Origin of the sequence: Aquamicrobium ahrensii, from assembly GCF_040545755.1 — a bacterium.
In the GTDB taxonomy this organism is placed as follows: domain Bacteria; phylum Pseudomonadota; class Alphaproteobacteria; order Rhizobiales; family Rhizobiaceae; genus Mesorhizobium; species Mesorhizobium ahrensii.
Map to the genome: position 1 here is coordinate 53974 of NZ_JBEPMN010000017.1, position 20258 is coordinate 74231.

A 20258-nucleotide genomic window follows, 5' to 3' on the forward strand; every position below is an offset into this window, starting at 1 on the left:
CATGGCAACCGAAAAGCACGATCCCGTCACCGGACGGCTGACCACCGGCCATGAGTGGAACGGCATTGAGGAACTGAACACGCCAATCCCGCGCGTGGTGTTCTTCTTCCTGATCGCCGGGACGCTTTTCTCGATTGGCTACTGGCTGCTGATGCCGGCCTGGCCGCTCGGCTGGACCTACACCAAGGGGCTGCTCGGCATCGACCAGCGCACTGTGGTGACGCGACAGGTCGAGGAGGCGACGGCTTCGCGAGCGGTCTGGACCGACCGCATCGCCACGGAGGATTTCGCCGCCATCGCTGCCGACGACGAGCTGATGCGCCATGTGCGCGACACCGGCCGCACGCTGTTCGTTGACAATTGCGCCGTCTGCCACGGCGTGCGCGGCACAGGTGGTCCCGGTTTCCCCGACCTCGCCGCCGGCGCGTGGTTGTGGGGCGGCGACCCGGAGACCGTCGCCGAGACCATCGGCGTCGGCATCAATTCGACCAATGACGACACGCGGGTCTCCCAGATGATGGCCTTCGGCCGCGACGGCGTGCTCGAGATGGCGCAGGTCAGCGCGGTGGCGGCCTATGTGCGCTCGCTGTCCGGCCAGCAGCTGTCCGAAGCCGATCGGGCCCGGCTGGAGGTGGGACAGGACGTGTTCACGGCGAACTGCGCGGCCTGCCACGGCGAGGAGGGCAAGGGCATGGTCGAGGTCGGCGCGCCCGATCTGACCGACGGGAACTGGATCTATGGTGGCGACGCTCAGTCGGTGTTCACGACCATCTATTCGGGCCGGCAGGGGCATATGCCGCACTGGCAGGGTCGGCTTTCGCCGGTCGATATCAAGATTCTGGCGCTCTATGTCGGCGCGCTTGGCGGAGGCGCCCAATGAACGCCGGCAGCCGGAGCGTGCGCCGCGCCACCCTTGTTAACTGGCGGCTGATTTCGGTGCTGATCGTGACCGCCGGCGTGCTGCTGTTCGTCGGCGCCAACGCCCATCTCGTTTATGTCGCGCTTGGCTCCCAGCCGGAGTGCGTGCCGCATGAAAAGGCGGCTGACGGGGCGGGAACCTACCGCGCCGCCAGGTCGGCCTGCTGAGGAGGAAGTTCATGGGACGCACTGAAAGCACGCCTCTGCCCCTGGCCCAACAGCGCCGGCGCAACCTCCCGGCAAGCGCCGCCTTCGGCTGGCTGGCAGCAGGCTGGCGCGACCTGTGGCGCAAGCCCCTGCCCAGCCTCGCCTACGGGCTGGTGGTGTTCGTGCTGTCGCTGGCCGTCGTGACCTGCCTCTTCAGGCTGGAGCTCGACTACATATTGTTCCCGGCGCTGGCCGGCTTCATGGTCGTCGGTCCGTTGGTCGCCATCGGCCTTTATCAGAAGAGCCGCGACCTGGAGGAAGGCAGGCCGGTGAGCCTTGCGAGCATGATCTTCGTCAAGGCGGAATCGGGCGCGCAGGTGTGGTTCACCGGCGCGATATTGTGTCTGCTGATGCTTGTGTGGATGCGCGCGGCGGTCATCATCTACGCGCTGTTCTTCGGCCTGCGGCCATTCCCCGGCATAGACCATATCGCCGCGATGCTGTTCACAACGCCGCAGGGGTGGGGCATGCTGGTGGTCGGCGCCGTGGTTGGCGGCCTGTTCGCCGCCTTCTCCTTCGCCATCAGCACCTTCTCCATTCCCATGTTGCTGGCCGAGAAGATCGACGCCTTCACGGCGATGGGAACGTCCATCTCCATGGTGTTCAGGAACCTGCCGGTCATGCTGATGTGGGGCGCTATCGTGCTTGTGCTTTTCCTGATCGGCGTTGTCACCGGCCTCGTCGGCCTGATCGTGATCTTCCCGCTGCTCGGTCACGCGACCTGGCACAGCTACCGGGCGATCAGATGAGGCGCCGTCCGCGCGCAAGCCGGGCGATTTTGCCGGGGGCGGTCGGATGACGGGCAGCCTCATCTATCTGGTGCCGCTGGCGCTGGCGCTGGGCGGGGTGGCGCTCGGGGCTTTCCTGTGGTCGCTAAAAAGTGGCCAGTATGACGATCTTGACGGGGCTGCCGAGCGCATATTCATCGATGATGAAGGCGACCGGATCGGCGGCGGACAGGCGTCTTCAGCCGATGAATCCCGCGAAGCGGGCGGCAAGCGGGGCTGACAAGCCCTCCTTCGCAATTGTTTGTGTTTGCGCAAAGTCCGTCCCGGCGGTGCGGATAAACTCCATCTGACATCATCGACAGAGGAGTTTTCCCGGTGAACAGTGGAAACAGAACCGGCCCGCCAAGCGGTGTCCGGCGCAAAACTCCCGGCAAGCGTCCTGTGCGGTGGCTTGCGACGATGGCCGGCGCATTCATGCTGATGCTGTCGCCGGCCATGGGACAGGCGCACAACCACGGAGCAGCCACGGATCTGGCGCAGGCGGATCCCGCGCAGCCGGCGACGCCGACGCCTGATGCAGGCAATGCGGGCGCGTCTCCGGCCGTCAGCTACCACAACGCCACCATCTTCACCTTGAAGACGGGGATCGCGGGCGGACGGATGGTTTATCTCGGCGTCGGCGGCGACATCGACGGCCAGATCAATCCGACGCTGATGGTGCATGAGGGCGAGCTCGTGCAGGTCAACCTCATCAACGGCGAAGGCGCCGAGCACGATGTGGTCATCGACCAATATCCGGCCCGCTCGTCTATCGTGGTGGGTATAAACGCTTCCTCCACCTTCTCCTTCATCGCGACGAAAGTCGGTGAATTCGCCTATTTCTGCTCGATCGCCGGTCACCGGGAGGCGGGCATGGAGGGCCTGATTCATGTGATGCCCGGACCGCGCGAGGCCATGGACACGGATGCGGCCGACATCGTTCACGATCCCGCCGATCTGCCCGGTCCCATCGGCCAGCGTCCGCCTCAGGTGGTGAAGGTCGAAATGGAGACGGTGGAGCTGAAGGGCAAGCTCGATGACGGAACGACCTATGTCTACTGGACCTTCAACCGGAAGGTTCCTGGCCCGTTCCTGCGGGTGCGCGTGGGCGACACCGTCGAGGTTCACCTGAAGAACGCCTCTGACAGCGTGATGCCGCATTCGGTCGACTTCCATGCAGCGACCGGTCCGGGCGGTGGTGCGGACTTCACGCAGATCGCGCCGGGCGAGGAAGCGGTGGTGACCTTCCAGGCGCTCAAGCCGGGCATCTACGTCTATCACTGCGCGACGCCCAGCGTGGCTCACCACATCACCAGCGGCATGTACGGTCTCATCCTCGTGGAGCCGGAAGGCGGATTGCCTCAGGTCGATCGTGAATTCTATGTGATGCAGGGCGAACTCTATACCGTCGAGCCATTCGGCACGCAGGGCGAGATGGAGATGGACTACGACAAGCTGATCTCCGAGCGGGCGGAATACTTCCTGTTCAACGGCTCGGTGGGGGCGCTCACCAACTCGCATCCCCTTTATGCAACGGCTGGCGAGACGGTGCGCATCTTCTTTGGCGTTGGCGGGCCGAACTACACCTCGTCCTTCCACGTGATCGGCGAGATATTCGATCATGTCTACACGCTGGGCAGCGTGACGTCGCCTCCCGTGACGGGAGTGCAGACCGTCACGGTGCCGCCAGGCGGCGCGACCATCGTCGATTTCAAGATCGATCGCGGCGGCCACTATGTGCTGGTCGACCATGCGCTGTCGCGTGCCGAGCGTGGGCTGGCCGGTTACCTGATCGTCGACGGACCGAAGGATGACGAGATCATGCACTCCGGTCCGGCCGGAAGCCTCGGCGAATAATCGCGGGCGGGAGTGGGCGCGTCACGGACGCGCCCATTTTCTTTCCAACGCAGCTCTTTGGCTGGAAAGGCCAGCGTGCGCCATGCCCACCAACAGGCAATATCGGGACGACATGAGCATGGATGAAATCATGCGGCTTTGGCCGGCGACCGTCCGCGTGGTGCTCGACCACGGCCTGCTGTGCGTCGGCTGCCCGATCGCTCCTTTCCATACGGTCGAGGACGCGATACGCGCGCATCAAATCGATGGCGACGATTTCCGTAACGCCTTGATGGAAGCCATCCGCGGTCGGCAGGGTTGAGAAGGTTCAGGACCGGCCGGTCCTGCCATCGGCCAGCAGGAGCAGCCCGTGCGGGTCGGTGATGCACACCTGCATGCGGCCGCCGCCGACCAGTCCCTTTTCTTCCCATGCGGTCAGGAGCCTGCTCACCGTATGAAGCGTGGTGCCGGTCATTTCGGCGATATCCTGCCGCGAGATCGGAAAGTCGATCAGGATGCCGTTGTCCGTCTTGCGTCCCGATTGATGGGCCAGCCGCAGCAAGGCGTGCGCCACGCGCCGCTCCACCTGTTCGGTCGCCATTTCGATCACCTGCGTCTGCGCATCCTGCAGCCGCAGCCCCACGGTTTTGTAGGTGTTCTGGCCAAAGCTCGGCCATCTTGCAGCGAATTCGCTCCATAGCTGGCCATTCCACACCAGCACGAGGCAATCCATCACCGCCAGCGCCGTCGCTGGGTAGGTGCTGCGGCCCAGCGCCTGCGCGATGCCCAGAAGCTCGCCGGGCATGATGTAGCGCATGACGACCTGTTGCCCGTCGGGCGTCGTCTTGACGACGCGCACCCGTCCGTCAAGCAGCAGGAAGAAGGATTGCGCCGGCTCGTCCTGGCCGAAGATCGCGGCTCCCTCCTTCACGCGGCTGGGCCTGGCGCTGCGGAGCATGTCCGCCAGATCGTCCGGAGCAATTCCTTCAAAGGGCGGCATTCCGGAAATCAGCGAGGGGTCGAGGCGATTCAATCTGGTTCTCCAAATGAGTGCGGGACTTTCCCACGGAGCGCCCCGGGGAACAAGTTGTCGTTGAAAGCCCGCATCTGGCCGCTGTTTGTGCTTCCGCAAAGTTGGGTGTTCCGGTTCGCGCTAGATACCGGACGAAACCGGAAACGTGGAGATACGGAAGGAAAAATCATGAAAACAATGCTTGTTGCCGCGGCGCTCGCTGCGGGGGTGATGGCCATCGCCGTGCAGGGCGCGGGGGCGGCTGAATTTGAGGTCCACATGCTGAACAAGGGGGAAAAGGGGACGATGGTCTTCGAACCCGACTTCGTTCAGGCCGCGCCCGGCGACACAATCCGCTTCGTCGCGGTCGACAAGGGCCACAACGCCGAAAGCATCAAGGGAATGATGCCGGAGGGCGCAGACCCGTTCAAGGGAAAGATCAACGAGGAAATCACCTATACAGTCAGTGAGGAAGGCGTTTACGGCATCAAATGCACGCCCCACTACGGCATGGGCATGGTGATGCTGGTCGCCGTCGGAAAACCGGTCAATCTGGAAGCCGCCAAAGCCGTGAAGAATCCCGGCAAGGCGAAAGGCGTGTTCGAGAAGTTGTGGGCGATGGTCCCGGCCAGCTAGCACGCCGTGCTTCATGTCGTAGGCGGTGGCCATCTGGTCGCCCGTCCAACCTCGGCGCGACGGTGGCGGGCGTGAGTGCAGGTGGCCCAACAAACACCCGGTGTTTCCTGCAAGTGGGCGATTGCAATCCCGTGCGTTAACGGGATGATGCGCGCCTATGAAATCCCTGAACCTCCCCGCCCTCGAAGCCGCTCTCAACCTCCTGCCCATCCGGTTCGCCGGTCCGGGTGGGGTGGCTGTGGTCGTGCATGAGGGCAAGGAGGTGGCCAGCCGAGTCTGGGGATATGCTTCACTTGAAACGCATGCACGCATGACGCGGCGGACACGTTTGCCGATATGCTCCATCTCCAAGCAGTTCACCTGCGGCTCCATTCTTGGCGAGTTCGGCGGCACGGAGGCTCTGGAAGCCGTCCTGCCCGATTTTCTTCCGAACTTTGAAGGCCGCCGCCCCACGGTTCGACAGCTCTGCGACAACCAGTCGGGGCTGCGCGACTACTGGGCGATGACGGTTCTGGAAGGCGCGAGAGCGGAGCAAACCTTTAGGCGCGAGGATGCCCTCCCCATGGTGGCTGCGATCCGGGGCGGCCATTTCCATCCGGGCGCCGGTTACTCCTATTGCAACTGCAACTACCGCATCCTCGCCGAACTGGCGACCGTTTCAGGCAAGGCGCTGGAGGATCTCTGCCGACGTCATATCTGGGAGCCGGCGGGCATGGCCACAGCCGTGCTGGCCCCCGACACGCGCCATCCGGTCGATAGCGTCACCGGCTACGAGGGCAACGACGCCGTCGGCTTTCTTGCGGCTGACAACGGAGTGTACTGGACCGGCGATGCGGGCATATCGGCCTCGCTGGACGACTTGCTGGCCTACGAGCGCTGGATCGACGCCACGCGCGAAGATGAAAACTCGATCTATCGCCGCATTTCGGCGAAGCCCCGGTTCGCTGACGGCAGTGCGGCCCGTTACGGCTTCGGATTGGCGCATGACGAAATCTCGGGCTTAGCCGTAACCGGTCATGGCGGCGCGTTGCGCGGCTTTCGCGCCCACCGCCTCAATGCACGCGACGAGCGGATTTCAGTCGTTGTGATGTTCAATCATGAGGCGGATGCGCACGGGGCGGCAGTGGGGCTGTTCCGGGCCGGACTGGGGCTGGCGCAACCCGCCGGTAAAGCGGTTGCGTCTGACTGGAAAGGCCAGTGGCTTTGCCCGACGACCGGCCTGCTCGCCCGGCTGGAGCCGCAAGGCGACATGGCGAAGCTGCGCTTCGCCACCAGTCCCGAGACGCTGTTCCAGACGGCCGAAGGCCGCCTCGAATCGACGGATACCATTGTGGAGCGCAACGGCGAGGCGCTGCGCATGCGCCGCCTGCGGGACAATCTCGATACCATCATGCATCCGGTTCCGGTCGTCGAGATGGCCGATGCAGGCGAGATCGCCGGCGATTACGTTTGCGCCGAAACGGGCGCGAACCTGCGCATAGAAACGCATGGCGGTGCGGCTTTCGTGCTGTTCAGCGGTCGGTTCGGCGAAGGACGCATGGAGCCGGTCCATCCCGCCGGGCCCGACATCTGGCTGGTTCGCACCCGCCGTTCCATGGATGCGCCGGCCCCCGGCGACTGGACCCTGCATATCAGCCGCGATTCCAGCGGCAGGGTTTCGGGGGCGATGCTTGGCTGCTGGCTGGCGCGGAAGCTGGATTATCGCAGGGCTGCATAGGCCGTTTCACAGTTTGACGGAAACGGTGCGACAAACCGTTTCCTGCTTTTCGCAGATGCGCACAAAAACCCGCTTTTTTCTGGAAATATTTCGCCGGCGATTGACCCGCATGGGCGTCTCGAAGACGCGAGCCAGCGTCCGCCCTGTTGAAAAGTGCCGCAGGTCAGCGACGGCATGGCAGATATGCAAAATCGCAACCCACTGAAAAACTGGCAAATATTGCCGAAATTGACCGGTTTTCAGCGGAATTCGGCCGCTTTGGGCTCGGCTGACCATCCCGATAGACAGTATCTATCGATTTTTTGCGACCAATCGATTTTACGTGTTGCGCTGCAACATCTATATCGACGGCAACCGTTCTGAAAGGAGTGCATTGTGGCGACCATAAATTCGAAGATCAAGCCGTTCATGGCTCAGGCTTACCGCCAGGGTAAGTTCATTTCCGTCACCGATGAGGACGTGCTGGGCAAGTGGGCTGTTTTCTTCTTCTACCCTGCCGACTTCACGTTCGTCTGCCCCACCGAGCTTGGCGACGTTGCCGATCACTATGGCGAGCTGCAGAAAATGGGCGTCGAGGTTTATTCGGTTTCGACCGACACACACTTCACGCACAAGGCCTGGCATGATTCCTCCGACACCATCGGCAAGATCAACTACACCATGATCGGAGACCCGAGCGGCGTCGTGACCAACAATTTCGGCGTGATGCGCGAAGGTGAGGGCCTTGCCGATCGCGCCACCTTCATCGTCGATCCGGACGGCGTCATCCAGGCGATGGAGATCACCGCCGAGGGCATCGGCCGCGATGCGTCGGACCTGGTGCGCAAGATCAAGGCCGCGCAATATGTGCGCGCGCATCCGGGCGAGGTTTGCCCCGCCAAGTGGCAGGAAGGCGAAGCCACGCTTGCTCCTTCGCTCGACCTCGTCGGCAAGATCTGATCCCGAAAAGACAAGAGCCGGGCGGCGTATTCCCAGACGCTGCCCGGTCGCAAACGCCGGGAAGGTCGGCAGGACTTTCCCCTACTTCGCAGAGGAACACCGACATGCTCGACGCCAACCTGAAAACCCAGCTCAAGGGCTATCTCGAACGTCTGGCGCGTCCGGTTGAAATCATCGCCTATGCTGGTGACGACGCCAAGTCGCGCGAGCTGCTGCAACTGCTCGAACAGATCCGCGAGCAGTCGGACAAGATCACGCTCCGGCGCGGCGAAACGGCCGATGCGCGCGTGCCGTCGTTTGCGCTCACCTCGCCAGGCGAAGACATCCACCTCACCTTCGCCGGCATTCCGCTCGGCCACGAATTCACCTCGCTGGTGCTGGCCCTGCTGCAGGTCGGCGGCTATCCGCCCAAGGTGGAGCAGGCGCTCATCGACCAGATCAAGGCGCTCAAGGGCAGCTTCCGGTTCGAAAGCTATTTCTCCCTGTCGTGCCAGAATTGCCCGGACGTGGTGCAGGCGCTCAACCTGCTTGCCGTGCTCAATCCGGGCATCGAGCATGTCGCCATCGACGGCGCTCTGTTCCAGTCGGAAGTCTCCGAGCGGCAGGTGATGTCGGTTCCCTCCATCTTCCTCAACGGCGAACCTTTCGGGGCGGGCCGCATGGGCGTTGAGGAGATTCTGGCGAAGATCGACACCGGGGCGGCGGACCGCGCCGTCGAGGCGATCAATGCGCAGGCTCCTTTCGACGTGCTCGTCGTGGGCGGCGGCCCGGCGGGAGCCGCGGCGGCCGTCTACGCCGCGCGCAAGGGTATCCGCACCGGCGTCGTCGCCGAGCGTTTCGGCGGCCAGGTGCTCGACACCATGTCGATCGAGAACCTCATTTCAGTGCCGCATACGGAAGGGCCGAAGCTGGCCCGCGCGCTCGAAACCCATGTGCGCGAATATGACGCCGAGATCATCAATGGTCAGCAGGCGACGAAGCTTGAGCAGGTGGCTGACGGCTTCAGAGTGACGCTGGCCTCGGGCGCGGCGCTGACCGGCGCATCGGTGGTCCTGTCGACGGGCGCGCGCTGGCGCAGGATGGGCGTTCCGGGAGAGGAGCAGTACATCGGCAAGGGCGTGGCGTTCTGCCCGCACTGCGACGGCCCGCTGTTCAAGGGCAAGCGCATCGCGGTGATCGGCGGCGGCAATTCCGGCGTCGAGGCGGCGATCGATCTCGCCGGCGTGGTCGGCCATGTCACGCTGATCGAGTTCGACAAGGTGCTGCGCGCCGATGAGGTGCTTCAGCGCAAGCTGAAGAGCCTGCCCAACGTGACCATCGTCACCTCGGCCCGCACCACGCAGGTGAAGGGCGACGGCAAGCGCGTCACCGGTCTCGTTTATGAAGATCGCGTGAGCGGCGAAACGCGCGATCTGGCGCTCGAGGGCATCTTCGTGCAGATCGGCCTCGTGCCCAACACCGAATGGCTGAAAGGCGCGCTTTCGCTCAACGCGCGCGGCGAGATCGTCGTCGACGAGCATGGCGCGACGTCGATCCCCGGCATGTTCGCGGCCGGCGACTGCACGACCGCGCCCTACAAGCAGATCGTGATCGCGATGGGCGAGGGGGCGAGGGCATCGCTCGCCGCCTTCGACTATCTGATCCGCCTGCCGGCCGGGGTGCGGGCCGCCTGAGGCTTCACAGGCGATGAACCTGCGCGAACTGGAATATCTCGTTGCGCTGGCGGACCAGCGCAATTTCCACCGCGCGGCGGAAGTCTGCCGCGCCAGCCAGCCGACGCTGTCGGCGCAGATCCGCAAGCTGGAGAAGGAGCTTGGCGTCAGGCTGTTCGAGCGCGCGCCGCGCGGCCTGATCCTGACACAGGCCGGCGAAGCGGCGGTCAGACGCGCGCGCGCCATTCTCGATGAAGTGGCGCAACTGCGCGATGAAGCCGCCAGACATTGCGCCGGCGGCACGCGACGCCTGCATCTGGGCGTCTTCCCCACGCTGGGGCCCTATCTCCTGCCGCATGTCGTGCCCCGCTTCATGCGCAGCTTTCCTTCCACGGAAATCCTGCTGACGGAGGAAAAGAGCAGCATTCTTCTGCGGCGGCTGGTCGATGGTCAGATCGACGCCGTGCTGCTTGCGCTGCCCGTCGAAGATCCGCATCTTACGGGACGCAAGCTGTTCAGCGAGCCGTTGCGACTGGCTGTACCTTGCGGGCATGAACTGGCCGGGCGGGCGCAGGCGCCTGCCGATGCGCTTTCGAGCCAGCAACTCATGCTTCTGGAAGAAGGCCATTGCCTGCGTGATCAGGCGCTGGCCCTTTGCCGTCGCTACGGCGTGCGCGAATATGACGATTTTCGGGGCACGAGCCTTGAGACGCTGCGCCAGATGGTGATCGCCGGCATGGGCGTCACGCTGTTGCCGCAGCTTGCCTGCGTTGGTGCTGCCGTATCGAGCGACATGGCGTTGCTGCATCTGGAATCGGGCGACTTCCGGCGCGACATCGGCCTGTTCTGGCGCAAGACAAGCGGGGCGACCGATCTGATGGAAAGCCTGGCGGAACTGATCGCAACCGTTGCCGGAGAGTTGATGGCGTCCTCGGAGCAGTCCCGCTCACACTGAAGGAAGCAGGTGCCCCAGATCGCCGACAGGTTCGGGCGGCCCGCCCTTGCGCGCCCGCAGGTCTGTCGACGCCGCCGGAGCCCGGTTTCAACGCCGGATGAAATCAGCCCATGCGTTCGGAGGCGTAGGAGCCGGGCGATCCCGGGAAGACCACGGTCTTGTCGCCGTTGAGAAACACGCGCCCGTGGATATGAGCATGGATGGCGCGCGCCAGCACCGAAGCCTCCACGTCGCGACCGAGCGCGACATAGTCCTCGGGTGACTGGGCATGGGTGATGCGCACGGTGTCCTGTTCGATGATAGGGCCTTCGTCGAGGTCGGCGGTGACGTAGTGTGAGGTTGCGCCGATCAGCTTCACGCCTCGTTCATAGGCCTGCTTGTAGGGGTTGGCCCCCTTGAAACTCGGCAGGAAGGAGTGGTGGATGTTGATGATGCGCCCGGACATCTCCCGGCACATCTCGTCGGACAACACCTGCATGTAGCGCGCCAGCACGATGAGTTCCGCGCCGGTTTCGCGCACGATGCGCATCTGCGCGGCCTCGGCTTCCGCCTTGTTGTCCTTGGTGACACGTATGCAGTGGAAAGGAATGTCGTGGTTCACGACGACCTTCTGATAGTCCATGTGATTGGAGATCACGGCCACGATATCGATGGGCAGGGCGCCAATGCGCCAGCGATAGAGCAGGTCGTTCAGGCAGTGGCCGAAGCGGGACACCATCAGGATGACCTTTCGCTTGGCGCTTTCGTCGAAGAACTCGGCATTCATGCCGAACCGTCCGGCGACCGGACCGAATCCCGATTGCAGTTCGTCGAGCGTGCGGCCCTCCTCGCTGCGGAAGCTGACACGCATGAAGAAGCGGCCGGTGTCGCTGTCGTCGAACTGCGCGCTGTCGGTGATGTTGCATCCTTGCTCGGCCAGAAAAGACGAGATGGCGGCGACGATTCCACGGGTCGAAACACAGGCGACGCGAAGGCAGAACTTGGTCATGGATCTTTCTCTTGCAAGGTAGCGCCGGGCCTTCCAAAGCTCTCTCGGGAAGCCGGCAGGCCGGAATTCGCCTGCGCGGTAACACGCGCCGGCCCTGTGGGCCAGAACCTTGTGAACACGAGCCTGCCCAGAATGCGGTGACGGGCGCTCCGAACGGGGATGCGGCCCGCAAACGCGGGTGCGCCGATACAGTTCGTCAAAGATCTCATGCGGGCTTTCGCGCCATTTCGCGAAAACCCGGAGCGGGGCGGCGGCGATCTTTCTTTTTTGAGATCAGCCTTGTCTGGCGAGGAACCCGGAGAACAGGTCGAGGCCTTTTTCCAGCACCTGCGTATCGCAGGCGTAGCCGATGCGCAGCCAGCCTTCCATATCGAGCGCCGAGCCGGGCAGGAGCATCACGCCCGTCTGCGCCTGCAAGGTGCGGCACAGCTCGGCGGAAGGCATGTCGAGATCGTAGCGCAGGAAGGCGGTCGTCCCTGACTTCGGCCGCACATAGTCTATGCGCGGTTCGGCGGCGACCCACGCATCGAGAACGGCCAGGTTCGCGCGGGTGATCCTGCGGCTGCGCCCCAGAACCCGCTCGCTGTTTTCGAGAGCGAGCGCAGCGAAATGATCGTCGATCCGGCCGACGCTGATTGTCGTGTAGTCGCGATGGATCGAGACCATCCTGATAAGTTCTTCCGGCGCTGCGATCCATCCCAGCCGCAGGCCCGCAAGCGAGTAGGCCTTCGACATGCCACAGGTCGAAATGCCTTTCTCGTAAAGATCGCACATGGCCGGTGTAAAGCCGTCGCCCTCCTGATCGATGCCGCGATAGACCTCATCGCACAGCACCCATGCGCCTTCGGCGCGGGCGATGGCGGCGATCGCTTCCAGCCCGGCACGGTCGATCAGCGCGCCGGTCGGGTTGTTGGGATTGGTCAGCGCGATCAGCTTCGCCCCCTTCGCCGCCTCCGCAAGCTCCGCGAGGTCCGGCAGGAAGTCGTTCTCGGGCTTCAGCCAGACGAGCCGCACCTGGGCCAGACAGCTTTCCGGTATCGAATAATGCTGCTGATAGGTTGGCACGATCGAAACCACCACATCGCCGGGTTCGACCAGCGCCGAATGGACAAGATGATTCGCGCCGATGGTTCCATGGGTGACGATGACGTTTTCGCGTTCCTGCTTCTCATAGAGGTTGCGGATTGCGTCTTTCAGCCGGTCGGAGCCTTCGATCTCGCCATATCCCATCCACATGGGCAGCAATTCGGAAAGCGCTTCGTCGTTGCGCCCCGAGAGCTTCAGCAGTTCGGAAATGGTAAGCGAGTGGACGCAGGTTTCCGCAAGATTGTATTTCGCGTCGTTCTCATAGGCGTTCATCCATATTTCGACGCCGAATTCCCTGATTTTCATGCTTTTTCTCTTTCTTCTCGTACGCTCGTCCACACGGCGTGGGTGATCGCCACAGCACAGGCCCGGCAAGGTCGCCGCGCGTGGCGTTCCAGCCCCATCCGTGTTCGCGCCGGCCATCATGCACGGGCACGCCGGCCGCGCTATCCACCCCAAGGTGGACCTGTGACGCAGATGCCTCCGGGGCTGGACGCGACGGGAAAATCCGTGTCAGAAAGCTTCGTAGCGCGGCCGCGCGGGAGCAGGCCGTTTCCCTGCGGATGATCCCACACAAACGATGTCCGACATAACGACCGATCGCTGGATAGAGCCGTTTGCACATGCATTCGAGCGCCATGACCAACCAGACGGGATAAAGGCCCTGCTTGCGGCTATAGGATCGGTCGTGCGTTTCGAGCTGGCGTTGTCGGTCGTCTACAGGCGAACCGGGGGCCCAAGCTACGTCTTCGATACGTTTTCCGGTCCGCGCGCCAAGCGCGCCGTCGAGTTGTATATCGCCGGAACCTATACGCTCAATCCGGTCTACAATTCCTATCTCGAAGGTCTGAAGCCGGGCGTCTACCTGATCCGCGATCTGGCGCCCGACGATTATTTCGACTCCGGCCTTTATCGCAATCTGGACATTCGCCGGCATGAGGACGAAGAACTGGGCTACCGCACCCATGGGTGGCCGGAAGGTCTGGAGGAACTGATCCTGGCCATAGGTCTGCCCGGCGACGAGATGGCTGAGATCAGCCTGTCGCGCATCCGCGGCGAGGGCGGTTTCGACGAGGCGTCGATTGCAAGGCTGCGGCAGGCGCACCCCCTGATCGCCGCGATCTTCCGGCGGCTGTGGGCGCATCTCTCGCCCGCGAAGCCGCGTCCGCAGTCCCGGCCGATCGATCATCTGTTTTCCAGCTTCGGGCGCGGGCTGCTCAGTCCGAGGGAGCGGGAAGTCGCTCTCCTCATCCTGAAAGGACATTCCAGCGAATCGATCGGATATCATCTCGGCATTTCGACGACGACGGTGAAGACCCATCGCCAGAAGCTTTACGCCAAGCTGAACCTTTCGACCCAGCAGGAACTGTTTTCCGCCTTTCTGAAAAGCCTCAGTCTTTGATGCTTGCTACCTGAAATCTTCCAGCCGCGCACGGCCGGAAAAGAAAAAGCCGTCAACGTTGCGACGGCCTTTTCCGAAATTGTCTGGAGAGCCGCAGTCAGCCCCGGCGCATCGCGCCGTTTTCCCACCCTTCGAACTTGCCGGTGAAGAAGTCGACATTCTGGAAGCCGAGCAATGACAGCACCGTGTAGGAGTGCGTGAGCTGGACGCCGCCGCGCGTAAACAGGATGACCTGCTTGTCCGGCGTGACGCCTGCTTCCTGATAGAGCTTTTTCAGCTCGGCGGTGTCCTTGAGGACACGGTTTTCGTCGAGGGTCGTATCCCAGAACACGTTCACCGAGCCCGGGATCTGGCCAGCACTGTAGTCCGATGGGGAGCGTACGTCGACGACGACGACATTCGGGTTGGCGGCAAGTTCCTTTACCTGATCGGCTGTGAGGAAGCGCGGACCCTGCGACGACTCTTCCGAAACATCCTGGCCGGTGAAGGCGTAGTTGCCCAGCGCAAGCGACTGGCCGGCAGCCGGATCGCGGCTCCACTCATCCCAGCTTTCGTCATAGATGCGCACGTTGGTGTAGCCCAGATTGCGCAGCGCGATGTAATTGTTGGCCGCCGCGACGCCCGAACCGCAATAGGAGAGGATTTCCTTTTCCTTGTCGATGCCGCGCGAAGCCAGCAGCTTGTTGATCACGTCCTCCGGCTGGAGCTTGCGCTCATCGGTCAGCAGGCGCGAGGCGACGAGCGACTTGGCCCCCGGAATGTGGCCGTCCACGAAGGCGTCGGAGTTGCGGCCATCGACGACCACGGCGTCGGGCGCGCTGATGCGGGCTTCCACATAGGCCTTGTCGACGCGCACGTCATGCTTGTCGGTGATCTTGAAGTTGCTTGCCGCGACTTCGGCCGGACCCGTCTCGAGCGAACTGCCGAAAGCGTCGATGCCGCCGTCGAGGACGTGGATATTCTTGAAGCCGGCATATTCGAGCGCGATGAAGGCGCGACCGGGCAAGGAGTTGTTGTCGTAGATCACCAGCGTGTCGCCGTTTTCAAGGCCAGCCGCGCTGATGACCTTCTCGAAGACAGCATCTTCCTGGAATTCGTTGCGGATGCCGTCGCGTTCGGAAACGTTGAGCGACGCCCACGGCAGGTTGACCGCACCCGGGATGTGGCCCTTTTCGAAGGCGGCCTTCTGGCGGACGTCGACGATCTTTGCGCCGTTTTCGGCCAGTTCGGAAAATTGCACGACATTGACGATGATGGGGTAGCTGGTCTGCTGGGCAAAGGCGGCGCTCAGAAACGAGCCGGGCGCGCCGGCGTCAATGGCGGGCGCACCGACCGCGAGTGCGAACACCGAAAGCGCGCCGGCTGTGAGGAGGGACTTGGCGGACGTATGAAGCATTGGGAGACGAAGCATGGGGAGGACTCCAGAAAAATCTACAGTGGCAATGTCACAGAAGGGTGATTTCGCGGCAATCAAAAGGGTGCCAAAGCTTCCGGGCTTCGGATAAAATTATTCCCGGAAACCCATTTTTATCGAAATCATTTCACAACGGCGCGTTCCCATCCCGTCAGGAAGGGCTCCCAGCCGGGAAAGACGCGGAAGAGCGCGAGTTGAATGGCGCGGTCCGCCCCGAACCAGATTGTCAGGCCGACGGCAAGGATGAGAACGCCCATCGCCTGCTGGATGCGGGCGCTGTTGCGTTTCAGAAACCCCGTACGGCTGTAGAGCCTGTGCCCGAAAAGAACCGCGAGCCCCATCGGGATGGCGGTGCCCATGCTGAAGGCGAGGGCGGTGAGGGCGGAGGAAAACGTCGTTTGCTGGTTGAGCGCCAGCGTGATGACCGAGGCCATGATCGGCCCGACGCAAGGGGTCCACGCAAGGCCGAGCCCCGCGCCGACCACGACCCCGCCGCCAAAGCCGGACGAGGCGCTGCCCCCCGATGCGAAGCGGCTGGCGATGGGCGCGGCAAGCATCTCGAAACGGGCTTTCAGCGCCGGAATGGCGAGCACCAGCCCCATGATGACGAAGATGAGCGCAGCAGTGGTTCGGTGCGCATCGGGCGACAACGCAAACTGGCGTACAAACAGGCTGAGAAACAGCGTGACGCCGCTGAAGAAGGCCGCAAAACCGACGATGACGCCTGCCGGGCGCAAACGGCCTCCGATGGTCGAATTGGCCAGGATGACCGGCAGCAACGGGAGAACGCAGGGCGACAGGACCGTGACCACGCCCGCAACGAACGCGAAAAAAAGTGTCATATGTGATCTTTCGATGCGGGCCGCCGTCGCGGTCTATTCTGAAGGTGCCTGGCGCGTGTTTTCGTTGAGGCCGGCGACGCCGCCGGCGTTCCAGAGCTTCACGCCGTCGGCCTTTTTATCCAGCAGCACGAACGTGTCCTGGTAGGTGACGCCGTATTTCGATTTGAGTTCGGTCTCGGTGTCGTAATCGGCGATGACGAGGGTGATGTCAGGCTCGACCTCGGACCATTTTTCCGACAACTCGGACAGCGTCAGGATGCAGTTGGGACACCAGGACGCGAAGAAAAAAACGACGGTCTTTTCTCCATCCGCAGCGATCGCCGTGAGATCGGTGGCGTTGGATTCGTATTGGATCAGTCGGGCGCGCGCATCTTCCTGCGCCCCGGCGACCTGCGCAAAAGCCGGGAGCGCGACGGGCACAGGGCTGGCGGCGACGACGATGGAAAGGGCGAGCGCCGCCCCGCGAAACCTATGGAAATTCGGGATCATTCTTTCACCATGCGAACAGTTGCGGGAAAGATACCGGACCAGACAGGCCGTAAGAAGGAACAGTTTTCTGCAATGCCATATAGGCGTGCCTGGAAATTTCAAACGGCCAGGCTTTTGGGGAAGAATGTTGTTTCTTATAGCCTGAGCCGTGTGGGATAAAATGTTCCTTTCTGACAGGCCTGGATGACATGACCGCCACAACTTTCGACACCAAACCCTCGGGCGTCCGGATCGACGGTTCGCCGCTCCTCATTATCGCGGTGGCGATTGTGGCCGGCGCTGCGGCGCTTTCCATCATCGTCAGCGCCACCCAGGCGTTGCTGTTCCTGACAGGCGGCCTTCTCGGGCTCGCGCTCTACCAGGCTTCATTCGGCTTTACGGGCGGCTGGAAACGCTTCGCCACAGAAGGCCGCAGCCGCTCGATGCGGGCGCAGTTCATCATGATCGCCATCACGGCCATCGTATTCATTCCTGTCACGAGCGGCTTCCTCGACCTCGGACGCAGTTTTGCGGGCGCATGGGCGCCTGTCGGCGTTTCGGTCGTCTTCGGCGCGTTCCTGTTCGGTGCGGGCATTCAGCTTGGCGGCGGATGCGGCTCGGGAACGCTGTTCACCGTAGGTGGAGGAAGCGCGCGCATGCTGGTCACGCTGCTCGGCTTCATCGTGGGTGCGACGGTCGGCACCTGGCATCTGCCGTTCTGGCTCGACCTCCCGTCGATGCCGGTGGTGCGTTTCGGCGAGACATTCGGGGCGATCGAAGGCACGCTGGCGACGCTGGCGGGGCTGGCCGCAATCGTGGGTGTGCTTGCCTTCATCGAGAAGCGCAGGCATGGCGACGTCGAATCCGTCTTCTCCGGCCTGCGCGAGTTCTCGCCGTCGAGCTTTCTCCATGGACCTTGGCCGCTGATCTTCGCAGCCGTCATCCTCGCGCTCGGCAACATCGTCACGCTGTTTCTCGCGGGCCATCCGTGGTCAGTGACCTACGGCTTCGGCCTGTGGGGCGCCAAGGCGTTCGAAGCTATCGGCATTCCGGTGTCGAGTTGGGCGTTCTGGCAGGTTCCGGCGCAGGCGCGCGCGTTGAACCAGAGCGTGCTGTTCGACGTCACCTCGGTCATGAATTTCGGCATCATCCTTGGCGCGGCGCTGGCCGCCGCGCTCGCGGGCAAGTTTGCACCGAAGGTGGCCGTGCCCTTCCTTTCCTGGGTCGCGGCGATCATAGGCGGCCTTCTGATGGGGTATGGCGCGCGGCTTTCCTTCGGCTGCAACATCGGGGCGCTATTTTCAGGCATTGCTTCGGGCAGTCTGCATGGCTGGGTATGGCTCGTGATGGCCTATCTTGGCAGTCTGGTCGGCATCTTCATCCGCCCTGTCTTCGGTCTCGACGGGTTCAAGAAAATATGAGCAACAAGAACACCACCCTCTTCGCAGCCTCATTGCTCGTCGCCGTTGGCGCGGTCGCCGCCGACCATGTGACCAGCGACGCGCCGGTGGCGCTCGCCGCACACGAGGAAAACCTCAACCCGTGCGCGGCGGCCGCACCGCCACCGGCCCCGGGCGAACGAAACTATGACGATATTGCCGACGGCTACTCTATCGGCGGCGCTCCCGCTCCGGCGCCTTCGCCAGCTCCCGCAGCGGCTAACCCCTGTTCGGCAGGTGCGCTGTGAGCAGCGAAGAAGACAAGCGGCGCGCCAGCCAGGAGATCGCCTATTGCGAGCATATCCTGGCGAAGTCGGGCACAAGCGTGCTCAACCGCGTGTTGCCGTCACAAGGGCTGGTGACGTGGAAGCACTATCCGGAGCCGGAGGTGTTCGATCCCGCACATGGGGCGCAATGGTACTATCATTGCCATGACAACAGCGCCGAGGTGGGCGAACACGGACATTTCCACTGCTTCGTACGGCCGGACGGGCGCGAGAGCGCGCCCTGTCACCTGATCGCGATAGGCGTGGACGCGCGCAGCCGGCTCACGCGCCTCTTCACGGTCAACCAATGGGTGGTAGGCGGAAGCTGGCGTGACGCGGCGACGGCCAACGCACTTCTCGACCGCTTCAATGTCGAACTGGCGACGCCGGACTATCTCGTAAATCGCTGGCTGACGGCGGTTGTGAGCCGCTACGAAGACGACATCGCAAGGTTGAATGTCGAGCGCGACGAAAAGCTGGCCGCGACCGGGCGTCCGCTGACGGAGGTGTTGGAAGACCGCTCCATAGAAGTGCTTTCGCAACTGCGCATAAGCGCGTGACGCTCTTCCAAAATTGAAATGACTTCGCCGGCGAGTTCGGGAAGCGTCGCCGCCAGGCGCTCACATGGGCTTTCAGGTCCGGGCTGCGATCTTGACGAGATAGTCGGGCGAGCAGTGCTGCCTCACCGGTCGGCTTTCCGTTATGACAACCGGTGAAAAAGTCCGAAAATTACAACAGAATCAATAATAATGGCGGAGAAGGAGGGATTCGAACCCCCGATACCCTTGCGAGTATGCCGCATTTCGAGTGCGGTGCATTCAACCACTCTGCCACTTCTCCGCAATGGTGGTCGGCTGTTGCCAGCGGCGCACTAGATAGCGGCAGTCGCTCCCCGTTACAAGGCCAAATAAGGCGTATTTCATACGTTTCGCCGACAGGCACCCAGCGATCCGTTTTGCCGGGAAGAAGCGGGGGATACGGGTGAGGGGCAGCCGAAGACCGGGGAAGCAATGATGGCTGGCGCTTCGCGCGGATACATAGGCTGCGCCGGCTGCCGGAAAGCGCGGTTTTCCTTGACTTCGACGCCACCTTCGGTTAGGGACGACGCGCAAACGGCGTGGGCTGAAACCCGCGCCTCTTGTTTATTGAACCCGCAGACTGACAAAAAGACGGCCGATCCGTCTCTTTTCCGCGACAGGTCCGACAGGGCCGGAAGCTGGAAGCGCCGGATCGAAAAGGCCGACCGAACAGCGAAAGGCAAAAAATGTTCGCAGTCATCAAAACGGGCGGCAAGCAGTATCGCGTAGCCGCCAACGACGTGCTGAAGATCGAGAAGGTTTCGGGCGAGGTCGGCGACATCGTCGAGATCGGCCATGTTCTGGCGCATGGCGAGGGCGACAACGTCGTCATCGGCGCGCCCTTCGTGGAAGGCGCCACCGTCGCCGCCGAAATCGTGGAGCAGGGCAAGGCCCGCACCGTCATCGCGTTCAAGAAGCGCCGCCGCCAGAATTCGCGCCGCAAGATCGGCCATCGCCAGCAGTACACCGCCGTGCGGATCTCCGAGATCCTGACTGCCGGCGCCAAGCCTTCGAAGAAGGCGGCTGCCAAGGCCGAGGCCAAGGAAGACGCGCCGAAGAAGGAAAAGGCGGCTCCGAAGAAGGCCAAGGCCGAGGACGCAGCGGAATAATTGAGACGCTGAAGGCGGCTTCGCCGC

General features: G+C 63.0%; 20 protein-coding genes, 1 tRNA gene and 2 pseudogenes. 16 read left to right on the plus strand and 7 right to left on the minus strand.

Annotated features, from left to right (window positions below; all coding sequences use genetic code 11):
- Window position 1: 1 nt before the first annotated feature.
- From ccoP to ABID44_RS16600, 6 genes and pseudogenes are all read left to right on the plus strand, one after another.
- Window positions 2-880, plus strand: coding sequence for a cytochrome-c oxidase, cbb3-type subunit III (gene ccoP / locus ABID44_RS16575; RefSeq protein WP_354152817.1), 879 nt, complete (start codon window positions 2-4; stop codon window positions 878-880).
- Entirely contained in the window at window positions 877-1086 is a 210-nt protein-coding gene (locus ABID44_RS16580) for a hypothetical protein (RefSeq protein ID WP_354152818.1), read from the plus strand. Before ccoP ends, ABID44_RS16580 begins: the two co-directional genes overlap by 4 nt.
- An 11-nt stretch (window positions 1087-1097) precedes the next feature.
- Window positions 1098-1874: a DUF2189 domain-containing protein gene (locus tag ABID44_RS16585; protein ID WP_354152819.1), complete on the plus strand. Its 777-nt coding sequence runs from the start codon at window positions 1098-1100 to the stop codon at window positions 1872-1874.
- Between the two features lie 46 nt (window positions 1875-1920).
- Window positions 1921-2070 (plus strand): annotated as a pseudogene (gene ccoS / locus ABID44_RS16590) (cbb3-type cytochrome oxidase assembly protein CcoS); the annotation flags it as partial.
- A gap of 242 nt (window positions 2071-2312) precedes the next feature.
- A complete protein-coding gene (gene nirK, locus ABID44_RS16595) occupies window positions 2313-3749 on the plus strand; it encodes a copper-containing nitrite reductase (RefSeq protein ID WP_354152820.1) in 1437 nt (478 codons plus the stop codon).
- Between the two features lie 82 nt (window positions 3750-3831).
- Window positions 3832-4050, plus strand: a complete 219-nt coding sequence (locus ABID44_RS16600) for a DUF1858 domain-containing protein (RefSeq protein ID WP_354152821.1) — start codon at window positions 3832-3834, stop codon at window positions 4048-4050.
- A 6-nt stretch (window positions 4051-4056) separates the two neighbouring features.
- Here the strand turns inward: ABID44_RS16600 and ABID44_RS16605 are convergent, their stop codons facing one another.
- Window positions 4057-4761, minus strand: coding sequence for a Crp/Fnr family transcriptional regulator (locus ABID44_RS16605; protein ID WP_354152822.1), 705 nt, complete (start codon window positions 4759-4761; stop codon window positions 4057-4059).
- Window positions 4762-4929: 168 nt separating this feature from the next.
- Between ABID44_RS16605 and ABID44_RS16610 the strand changes: the two genes are divergently transcribed.
- From ABID44_RS16610 to ABID44_RS16630, 5 genes are all read left to right on the plus strand, one after another.
- Window positions 4930-5376, plus strand: coding sequence for a pseudoazurin (locus ABID44_RS16610; protein WP_354152823.1), 447 nt, complete (start codon window positions 4930-4932; stop codon window positions 5374-5376).
- A 157-nt stretch (window positions 5377-5533) separates the two neighbouring features.
- The gene (locus tag ABID44_RS16615) at window positions 5534-7093 is read left to right on the plus strand and encodes a D-aminopeptidase (protein WP_354152824.1); all 1560 of its coding nucleotides are present in this window, start codon (window positions 5534-5536) and stop codon (window positions 7091-7093) included.
- Between the two features lie 375 nt (window positions 7094-7468).
- On the plus strand, window positions 7469-8032 hold the full coding sequence (gene ahpC, locus ABID44_RS16620) for an alkyl hydroperoxide reductase subunit C (protein WP_354152825.1): 564 nt from the start codon (window positions 7469-7471) through the stop codon (window positions 8030-8032).
- Between the two features lie 104 nt (window positions 8033-8136).
- Window positions 8137-9705: an alkyl hydroperoxide reductase subunit F gene (gene ahpF / locus ABID44_RS16625; RefSeq protein ID WP_354152826.1), complete on the plus strand. Its 1569-nt coding sequence runs from the start codon at window positions 8137-8139 to the stop codon at window positions 9703-9705.
- 13 nt (window positions 9706-9718) lie between these two features.
- Entirely contained in the window at window positions 9719-10639 is a 921-nt protein-coding gene (locus tag ABID44_RS16630; RefSeq protein WP_354152827.1) for a LysR substrate-binding domain-containing protein, read from the plus strand.
- 103 nt (window positions 10640-10742) lie between these two features.
- Here ABID44_RS16630 and purU read toward each other — a convergent pair whose 3' ends face one another.
- Both purU and ABID44_RS16640 read right to left on the minus strand, forming a co-directional pair.
- Window positions 10743-11627 (minus strand): formyltetrahydrofolate deformylase, encoded by an 885-nt coding sequence (gene purU / locus ABID44_RS16635; RefSeq protein ID WP_354152828.1) that lies wholly within the window; start codon window positions 11625-11627, stop codon window positions 10743-10745.
- Between the two features lie 273 nt (window positions 11628-11900).
- Entirely contained in the window at window positions 11901-13019 is a 1119-nt protein-coding gene (locus ABID44_RS16640; RefSeq protein WP_354152829.1) for an aminotransferase, read from the minus strand.
- Window positions 13020-13401: 382 nt separating this feature from the next.
- Here ABID44_RS16640 and ABID44_RS16645 point away from each other — a divergent pair, with 382 nt between their 5' ends.
- Window positions 13402-14115: a helix-turn-helix transcriptional regulator gene (locus tag ABID44_RS16645; RefSeq protein ID WP_354152830.1), complete on the plus strand. Its 714-nt coding sequence runs from the start codon at window positions 13402-13404 to the stop codon at window positions 14113-14115.
- A 97-nt stretch (window positions 14116-14212) separates the two neighbouring features.
- Here ABID44_RS16645 and ABID44_RS16650 read toward each other — a convergent pair whose 3' ends face one another.
- From ABID44_RS16650 to ABID44_RS16660, 3 genes are all read right to left on the minus strand, one after another.
- Window positions 14213-15526, minus strand: a complete 1314-nt coding sequence (locus tag ABID44_RS16650; RefSeq protein WP_354152831.1) for a rhodanese-like domain-containing protein — start codon at window positions 15524-15526, stop codon at window positions 14213-14215.
- A gap of 125 nt (window positions 15527-15651) precedes the next feature.
- Entirely contained in the window at window positions 15652-16371 is a 720-nt protein-coding gene (locus tag ABID44_RS16655) for a cytochrome c biogenesis CcdA family protein (RefSeq protein WP_354152832.1), read from the minus strand.
- Window positions 16372-16404: 33 nt separating this feature from the next.
- Complete coding sequence (locus tag ABID44_RS16660; protein WP_354152833.1) at window positions 16405-16860, minus strand: thioredoxin domain-containing protein; 456 nt, start codon at window positions 16858-16860, stop codon at window positions 16405-16407.
- 188 nt (window positions 16861-17048) lie between these two features.
- Between ABID44_RS16660 and ABID44_RS16665 the strand changes: the two genes are divergently transcribed.
- The 3 genes from ABID44_RS16665 to ABID44_RS16675 are packed head-to-tail and all read left to right on the plus strand — an operon-like array spanning window position 17049 to window position 19104.
- On the plus strand, window positions 17049-18260 hold the full coding sequence (locus tag ABID44_RS16665; protein ID WP_354152834.1) for a YeeE/YedE family protein: 1212 nt from the start codon (window positions 17049-17051) through the stop codon (window positions 18258-18260).
- Window positions 18257-18526 carry a hypothetical protein gene (locus ABID44_RS16670; RefSeq protein ID WP_354152835.1) on the plus strand — a complete coding sequence of 90 codons (270 nt, stop codon included), beginning with the start codon at window positions 18257-18259 and terminating at the stop codon, window positions 18524-18526. The genes ABID44_RS16665 and ABID44_RS16670 overlap by 4 nt, the downstream gene beginning before the upstream one ends.
- Window positions 18523-19104, plus strand: coding sequence for a DUF6969 family protein (locus ABID44_RS16675; RefSeq protein ID WP_354152836.1), 582 nt, complete (start codon window positions 18523-18525; stop codon window positions 19102-19104). Before ABID44_RS16670 ends, ABID44_RS16675 begins: the two co-directional genes overlap by 4 nt.
- 190 nt (window positions 19105-19294) lie before the next feature.
- Here ABID44_RS16675 and ABID44_RS16680 read toward each other — a convergent pair.
- Window positions 19295-19384: transfer RNA gene (locus ABID44_RS16680), tRNA-Ser, on the minus strand.
- Between the two features lie 424 nt (window positions 19385-19808).
- On the opposite strand from ABID44_RS16680, the pseudogene rplU reads away from it, so the two are divergent.
- Window positions 19809-20225 (plus strand): annotated as a pseudogene (gene rplU, locus ABID44_RS16685) (50S ribosomal protein L21); the annotation flags it as partial.
- Between the last annotated feature and the right edge of the window lie 33 nt (window positions 20226-20258).

Bases quoted from the DNA above. Each gene is read 5' to 3' on its own strand.
- ccoP (WP_354152817.1), top strand. From the start codon at position 2: ATGGCAACCGAAAAGCACGATCCCGTCACCGGACGGCTGACCACCGGC.
- ABID44_RS16580 (WP_354152818.1), top strand. From the start codon at position 877: ATGAACGCCGGCAGCCGGAGCGTGCGCCGCGCCACCCTTGTTAACTGG.
- ABID44_RS16585 (WP_354152819.1), top strand. From the start codon at position 1,098: ATGGGACGCACTGAAAGCACGCCTCTGCCCCTGGCCCAACAGCGCCGG.
- nirK (WP_354152820.1), top strand. From the start codon at position 2,313: ATGGCCGGCGCATTCATGCTGATGCTGTCGCCGGCCATGGGACAGGCG.
- ABID44_RS16600 (WP_354152821.1), top strand. From the start codon at position 3,832: ATGCCCACCAACAGGCAATATCGGGACGACATGAGCATGGATGAAATC.
- ABID44_RS16610 (WP_354152823.1), top strand. From the start codon at position 4,930: ATGAAAACAATGCTTGTTGCCGCGGCGCTCGCTGCGGGGGTGATGGCC.
- ABID44_RS16615 (WP_354152824.1), top strand. From the start codon at position 5,534: ATGAAATCCCTGAACCTCCCCGCCCTCGAAGCCGCTCTCAACCTCCTG.
- ahpF (WP_354152826.1), top strand. From the start codon at position 8,137: ATGCTCGACGCCAACCTGAAAACCCAGCTCAAGGGCTATCTCGAACGT.
- ABID44_RS16630 (WP_354152827.1), top strand. From the start codon at position 9,719: ATGAACCTGCGCGAACTGGAATATCTCGTTGCGCTGGCGGACCAGCGC.
- purU (WP_354152828.1), bottom strand. From the start codon at position 11,627: ATGACCAAGTTCTGCCTTCGCGTCGCCTGTGTTTCGACCCGTGGAATC.
- ABID44_RS16640 (WP_354152829.1), bottom strand. From the start codon at position 13,019: ATGAAAATCAGGGAATTCGGCGTCGAAATATGGATGAACGCCTATGAG.
- ABID44_RS16650 (WP_354152831.1), bottom strand. From the start codon at position 15,526: ATGCTTCGTCTCCCAATGCTTCATACGTCCGCCAAGTCCCTCCTCACA.
- ABID44_RS16655 (WP_354152832.1), bottom strand. From the start codon at position 16,371: ATGACACTTTTTTTCGCGTTCGTTGCGGGCGTGGTCACGGTCCTGTCG.
- ABID44_RS16660 (WP_354152833.1), bottom strand. From the start codon at position 16,860: ATGATCCCGAATTTCCATAGGTTTCGCGGGGCGGCGCTCGCCCTTTCC.
- ABID44_RS16665 (WP_354152834.1), top strand. From the start codon at position 17,049: ATGACCGCCACAACTTTCGACACCAAACCCTCGGGCGTCCGGATCGAC.
- ABID44_RS16670 (WP_354152835.1), top strand. From the start codon at position 18,257: ATGAGCAACAAGAACACCACCCTCTTCGCAGCCTCATTGCTCGTCGCC.